Origin of the sequence: Streptomyces sp. NPDC058457 (genome assembly GCF_042720695.1) — a bacterium.
In the GTDB taxonomy this organism is placed as follows: domain Bacteria; phylum Actinomycetota; class Actinomycetes; order Streptomycetales; family Streptomycetaceae; genus Streptomyces.
In genome coordinates, this window is record NZ_JBHXLU010000079.1 from 1 (window position 1) to 6319 (window position 6319).

Sequence of the window (6319 nt, forward strand, 5' to 3'; positions counted from 1 at the left end):
TTTTTTTTTTTTTTTCTCTTCCCTGCTCCTCCCTGCGGCGGGCCGGCCCCCCCCCGCCCCGCCCCCCCCCCCGCTCCGCCCCCCGTCAGAACCCGCTAACGCGCGAGCAGTTCCAGCGTGTCGATCACCCGGTTCGAGAAACCCCACTCGTTGTCGTACCAGGCGACCACCTTGACGTGGCGGCCGTCGACGCGGGTGAGGGCCGAGTCGAAGATCGACGAGGCCGGGTTGCCGGTGATGTCCGACGACACCAGCGGGTCGTCCGAGTACTCGAGGACGCCCGCGAGCGGCCCCTCCGCCGCCGCGCGGTACGCGGCCAGCACGTCGTCGCGCGTCACGTCACGCGACACGGTCGTGTTGAGCTCCACGATCGAGCCCACCGGCACCGGTACCCGGATCGAGTCGCCCGACAGCTTGCCTTCGAGGTTCGGCAGCACCAGACCGATCGCCTTGGCGGCGCCCGTCGTGGTCGGCACGATGTTGACCCCGGCGGCACGGGCCCGCCGGGGATCGCGGTGCGGGCCGTCCTGCAGGTTCTGCTCCTGCGTGTAGGCGTGCACCGTGGTCATGAACCCGTGCTCGATGCCGGCGAGTTCGTCGAGGACGGCAGCCAGCGGCGCGAGCGCGTTGGTCGTGCACGAGGCGTTGGAGACGATCGTGTGCAGCTCCGCGTCGTACGCGGCGGTGTTCACGCCGTACGCCAGCGTCACGTCGGCACCGTCCGACGGCGCGCTGACCAGCACCTTGCGGGCGCCCGCGTCGAGGTGGGCACGGGCGGCCTTCGCCGAGGTGAAACGGCCGGTCGACTCCAGCACGATGTCCACGCCGAGGTCGGCCCACGGCAGCTGCGCCGGCTCGCGCTCGGCGAGCACCTTGATGCGTCGGCCGTCGACGACGAGGACGTCCCCGTCGACGCTCACCGGGCGCCCGAGGCGGCCGGCCGTCGAGTCGAAGGCGAGCAGCCGCGCGAGGGCGGCCGGCTCCGTGAGGTCGTTGACGGCGACGATCTCCAGGCTGCTGTCCCGCTCCAGCAGGGCCCGCAGCACATTGCGTCCGATGCGGCCGAATCCGTTGACGGCGATACGAGTCATAAGTGGTGTCCCTTCGCTACGCCACCAGGTTCGCGGCCCCCGCCGGTCCGTGACAGCGGCGAGATCGCCATGGTTCGAAAGGATCCCGCCAGCGCCTCACCCGGGCAGCCCTACTCGCCCTTGGTGAAGGTGCGCCGGTAGTCGCTCGGCGTCGTGCCGAGAATCCGCTGGAAGTGCAGCCGCAGGTTCGCCCCGGTGCCGAGGCCGACGTCGTCGGCGATCTGCTCGACGCTCCGCTCCGACCGTTCCAGGAGTTCCCGGGCCCTGTCGATCCGGGCGCGCATCACCCACTGCATCGGCGTGTACCCGGTGTCCTCCACGAACCGCCGCGAGAAGGTACGCGCCGACACCCCCGCATGCCGGGCGAGCGCGTCCAGGGCGAGCGGCTCGCCGAGCCGGTGCAGCGCCCACTCGCGGGTCGCGGCGAACCGCTCACCGAGCGGCTCGGGCACACTGCGCGGCACGTACTGCGCCTGACCACCGCTGCGGTAGGGGGCCGCCACCAGACGGCGGGCCGCGTGGTTGGAGGCGGCCACGCCGAGGTCGCCGCGCAGGATGTGCAGGCACAGGTCGATCCCCGAGGCCGCGCCGGCCGACGTCAGCACACTGCCCTCGTCGACGAACAGCACGTTCTCGTCGACCTTGACCAGCGGATGTCTCTCGGCGAGGGCCCGTGTGTAGTGCCAGTGCGTGGTGGCGCGCCTGCCGTCGAGCAGCCCGGTCGCGGCGAGCGCGAAGGCCCCGGTCGAGATGGCGGCCAGCCGGGCCCCTCGCTCATGCGCGGCGAGCAGCGCGGCCACGACCGCCGGCGGCGGATCCTCCCGGTCCGGGAACCGGTACCCGGGCACGAACACGATCTCCGCCCACTCCAGCGCTTCGAGGCCGTGGGCCACGTGGTACGACAGCCCGTCACCGCCGGTGACCAGACCGGGCGCCGCGCCGCACACCCGCACCTCGTACGGCATGCTCGCCCGGGTCGTGAACACCTGCGCCGGGATACCGACGTCGAGGGGCTTCGCCCCCTCCAGCACAAGGACGGCGACGCGATGCAGGCGGACGGGAGGCACATCGAACAGGGTACGAGGACCCGCCCCGCGCCCGGCGCGCACCGCCTGCCGGCCCCGGTACTCGTTCGGGTGGTGACCCGCGGGCGACGATTGCGGACGGCCGTCGGCGCCGGATGATGGAGCCATGTCTGGAGCGGACGCAGAGGTGCCGGTGCTGATCGTCGGCGGAGGGCCGGTGGGGCTCACCGCGCGGGCGCTGCTGGCGCGCTGGGGTGTGCCGGCGCTGCTGGTGGAGAAGCACCGGGAGCTGTCCCCGTTTCCCCGCTCCCGCCTGGTCAACGTGCGGTCCATGGAGATCTTCCGGCAGCTCGGGATCGCCGCCAGGGTGACGGCGGACGCGTTCGCACCCGAGTACGGCCGGGTGCGCTTCCGGGACACCCTGTACGACCCCGACTTCGCCAGCGCCGCGATGGTCGGGGTGCGGGCCCCGGTCGGTGAGAGCCCGGTCGTCGGCGTGGTCACCTCGCAGGACCGGCTGGAGCCCACCCTGCTCGCCGCCGCCGGGGGAGAGGTGCGGTTCGGGACCGAGCTCCTGGATCTGGAAGAGGACGCGGAGGGCGTCCGCGCCGTCCTCCTCGACGGCGAGGACGGCGCGGAGACCCGCGTCCGGGCCCGGTACGTGATCGCCGCCGACGGCGCGAACTCCACCGTCCGCGAGCGGCTGGGCATCGCCACCACCGGCCCCGGAGCGCTCGGCGACTACACCACCGTCGTGTTCGACGCCGACCTGGCCCGCTGGTGCGCGCACCAGCCCGCCGGGGTCTACTTCACGGCGTTCGGCACCTTCACCCCGCTCTACCCGGAGGGCGGCTGGGCCTGGTTCGGCGCCACACCCGACGGCACCGGGCAGGCCGACTGGTCCGGCCGCGTCTCGCACGCGCTCGGCTCCGGTGCCGGGGTACGGGCCGACGTGGTGCGGGTCCAGCACTGGTCGATGACCGCGTACGTCGCCGAGAGCTTCGGGCGGGGCCGGGTGCTGCTGGCAGGCGACGCCGCGCACGCCGTCCCGCCGATCGGCGGCCTCGGCATGAACGCCGGCGTCGCGGACGCGCACAACCTGTCCTGGAAACTGGCCGGCGTACTCCAGGGCTGGGCCGCCCCCGCCCTGCTGGGGACGTACGAGACGGAGCGGCGCCCGGTGGCCCAGGAGACCCTCCGCCAGGCGGTCGCCAACACCCACCTCCTGCTCCAGGTGCAGGACCTGCGCAAGGAACAGCTCCGCAGCGGTTCGTCGGCGCAGGTCGAACTACCCTGGTCGGAACGGTACTTCGCACAGCTGGGCCTGGTGCTCGGCACGGTGTACGACTCCGCCGCCGTCCTCGGCCAGGACGGCGGCCCGCCCGGGGCCGCCGGCACCGAGTACGTGCCCACCGCGGAGCCGGGCCACCGCATGCCCCACCACTGGCTCACCCCCGACCGTTCCACCCTCGACGCGTTCGGCGAGTGGTTCACCGTGCTCACCCCGGACCCCGGCCGCTGGCGGCAACACGTCACCGGGCCATGGCCGTTGCGGGTCGAACCGTTGCCCGGCGAACACGCCGAGGCCGACGGCCTGAGCCCGCAGGGCGGCGCGGTCCTCGTCCGGCCCGACGGCCACATCGCCGCCCGCTGGGCCGATCCCCCGTCGGCCGGCTCGGTCCTCCGCGACGCCCTGACCGCCGTCACGTCGTGCGCGGCGGGGCGGTGCTGTCCCTGATCACCAGGCGGGCCGGGACGAGGTCGGTGCCGGGCCGGGAGTCGTCGCGGGTGCGGATCTGGCGCAGGACGCCCTCCACACAGCGGCGGCCGACCTCGGCGAAGTCCTGGTGCACGGTGGTGAGGGGCGGGATGAAGAAGGCCGCGTCCGGGGTGTCGTCGAAGCCCACCACACTGATGTCGGCCGGGACGGACCGGCCCCGTTCGTGGAAGGCGCGCAGCAGCCCCAGGGCCATCTGGTCGTTGGCCGCGAACACGGCGGTACAGCCCGGCTCTTGGGCGAGCGCCAGTCCGGCCGCGTAACCCGACTCGGCCGACCAGTCGCCGCGCCGGGGCGCCGGAACCGGACACCCCGCCTCCGCCAGCACCGCCCACCAGGCCTGGGCACGGCGCTGGGCCGCGTACGAGGACTCGGGACCCGCCACGTGCCACACCGTCCGGTGGCCCAGCTCCAGCAGGTGCCGTACGGCCCGGCGCGCGCCGTCGGCCTGGTCGGTGTCGACCACGCTGTAGCGGTCCCCGGCGTCCGAGTCCACGACCACCACATGGACACCGGGCGGCAGTTGCACGGTGGCCGAGTCGAGCAGATGGATCTCCATGATGACGATGACGGCGTCCACCGCCAGCTCGCCCATCCGCGTGAAGGCGCCCAGCACGTTGTCCTGCGTGGCCACGTCGATGGGGATGAGGGTGATCGCGTAGCCCTCGGCGGCGGCATGCGTGGCGATCGCCTCCACGGTGCGGCTGCTGCCCGTGGAGGACAGGCTGAACAGGATCACGCCGATGGTGTTGAACCGCCCGTAACGCAGTGCGCGGGCCGCGCTGTTGGGCCGGTAGCCGAGGTCCCGCATCGCGGCCAGCACCTGCTCCCGGGTGGAACTGACCACCCCGGGATGCCCGTTGGAGACCCGCGAGACCGTCTGCGAGGAGACCCCGGCGAGTTGGGCGACGTCTGCCATGGAGACGCGCTGCTTGCGGCGCCCGCCGGGCACCCCCGACCCGCCCCGCAGTGCCCCGCCCGCGGCCGGTGCGACCTGCTGCTCCGGCTCGTTCAGATCCATCGCCTCACCCCTCAAGTCTCCTTCGCACACCGGATGTTACGGAGCGGGAAACCTTGACGGCCGCAGGGGCGGATGCCACGATTCCGACGCTTCCGAGTTTACGTAAACATCGCCGCGTGACCAGCCCGGACGGAGATCCCGTCGGCGCGGTCGCGGAGGAGATGTTCACGTGAACACGCCGTGTTGATGTTTACGTGAACACGTGGTCGGGCCCGCGAGCCCGTGCGTCGAGCCGCCGTCTTCCGAAAGGGCACGTTGATGCGCAAGACCCCCGCCAGAACCCGTATCACCCCCCGCACCCGTGCCGCCCTCGCGGCGGTCGCCGTCGCCGCGGTCGGCGCCACCACCCTCACCGGCGGCCCCGCCTCGGCCTCCGCCGCCGTACCGGGCCACGGCACCAGCCAGTTCAAGGGCGTCAACTGGGCCGACCCGCGGGACAACTACGCCGACGACCCCGTGGTCCTGTCCGGCCTGTCACTCTCCGACAGCTACGCCCAGACCTACGCCAAGGCGACCCGGGTGATCGCGGCCTTCCGCGCCAACCTCGGCGCCAACACCGTACGGCTGCCCATCAACCCGTACACGGTCAACGGCGCGTACTGGAAGTCGTACCGCGGGGTCATCGACGCGGCCTCCGCGCAGGGCTTCAAGGTGATCGTCTCCTACTGGGAGGGCACCGGCGCCGACAAGGACGGCTTCATCGACGACGAGGCCACCTACTGGCCCATGTGGGACACCGTCGTGCAGACCTACCGGCACGACCCGCACGTCTACTTCGAGCCGATGAACGAGCCGCACGGCTACACCGACGCCGAATGGGCCGACCTCGCGGCGAAGTGGCTGGCGACCTACCCGTCCGTGCCGCACGACCGCGTCTTCGTCAGCGGCGCCGGCTACAACGACCACGTCACCACCGTCTGCGCCGACCCACGGCTGAAGGGCACCTACCTCTCCCTCCACCACTACGGCTTCTGGAAGAGCTACGCCACCTACGACCAGTGGGCGGCCGACCTCAAGGAGCGGCTCGGCGACTGCGCGAGCCGCACGGTCGCCGACGAGTTCGGCGCCCCGATGACCACGGGCCTCGACTACGACAAGCCCGCTCCCGACGACAACTCCGTCAACTTCATCCAGGCCGACACGGACACCTTCCGCAAGCTCGGCATGGGCTCGGTGTACTGGCCGGGCCTGCGCACGGACGACACGTACTCCATCCAGAAGCTGATCGGCGACGCGTCCCGGCCCTGGCTGGCCACCACCAACCAGTCCGGCGCCGACCGCCTCGCCTGGGCCTGGGGCCGCGGCAGGCCGGTCAGCGGCTGACCGACTCCACGGCGGCCGCGGTGCCCCAAGAACACCCCGGCCGCCGTGAAGCAGGCAGCTCGGTGGAGCCCCGTAAGCGGCG

The 6319-nt window shown here is 72.5% G+C and carries 5 protein-coding genes; 2 read left to right on the plus strand and 3 right to left on the minus strand.

Features of this window, described 5'->3' with window-relative positions:
* Positions 1-95: 95 nt before the first annotated feature.
* Both gap and ACFWPS_RS40795 read right to left on the minus strand, forming a co-directional pair.
* Positions 96-1091, minus strand: a complete 996-nt coding sequence (gene gap / locus ACFWPS_RS40790; RefSeq protein ID WP_383715439.1) for a type I glyceraldehyde-3-phosphate dehydrogenase — start codon at positions 1089-1091, stop codon at positions 96-98.
* A 110-nt stretch (positions 1092-1201) separates the two neighbouring features.
* Complete coding sequence (locus ACFWPS_RS40795; protein WP_383715441.1) at positions 1202-2158, minus strand: GlxA family transcriptional regulator; 957 nt, start codon at positions 2156-2158, stop codon at positions 1202-1204.
* A gap of 124 nt (positions 2159-2282) precedes the next feature.
* Here ACFWPS_RS40795 and ACFWPS_RS40800 point away from each other — a divergent pair, with 124 nt between their 5' ends.
* Positions 2283-3854, plus strand: coding sequence for an FAD-dependent monooxygenase (locus ACFWPS_RS40800; protein WP_383715443.1), 1572 nt, complete (start codon positions 2283-2285; stop codon positions 3852-3854).
* Here the strand turns inward: ACFWPS_RS40800 and ACFWPS_RS40805 are convergent.
* Positions 3820-4914 (minus strand): LacI family DNA-binding transcriptional regulator, encoded by a 1095-nt coding sequence (locus ACFWPS_RS40805; RefSeq protein ID WP_383715445.1) that lies wholly within the window; start codon positions 4912-4914, stop codon positions 3820-3822. The genes ACFWPS_RS40800 and ACFWPS_RS40805 overlap by 35 nt on opposite strands.
* A gap of 258 nt (positions 4915-5172) precedes the next feature.
* On the opposite strand from ACFWPS_RS40805, the gene ACFWPS_RS40810 reads away from it, so the two are divergent.
* Positions 5173-6237, plus strand: a complete 1065-nt coding sequence (locus ACFWPS_RS40810; RefSeq protein WP_383715448.1) for a glycoside hydrolase family 5 protein — start codon at positions 5173-5175, stop codon at positions 6235-6237.
* The last annotated feature ends 82 nt before the right edge of the window (positions 6238-6319 follow it).

What these genes read in the sequence shown, in the direction of transcription:
- gap (WP_383715439.1), bottom strand. Translation starts at nt 1,091, where the DNA reads ATGACTCGTATCGCCGTCAACGGATTCGGCCGCATCGGACGCAATGTG.
- ACFWPS_RS40800 (WP_383715443.1), top strand. Translation starts at nt 2,283, where the DNA reads ATGTCTGGAGCGGACGCAGAGGTGCCGGTGCTGATCGTCGGCGGAGGG.
- ACFWPS_RS40805 (WP_383715445.1), bottom strand. Translation starts at nt 4,914, where the DNA reads ATGGATCTGAACGAGCCGGAGCAGCAGGTCGCACCGGCCGCGGGCGGG.
- ACFWPS_RS40810 (WP_383715448.1), top strand. Translation starts at nt 5,173, where the DNA reads ATGCGCAAGACCCCCGCCAGAACCCGTATCACCCCCCGCACCCGTGCC.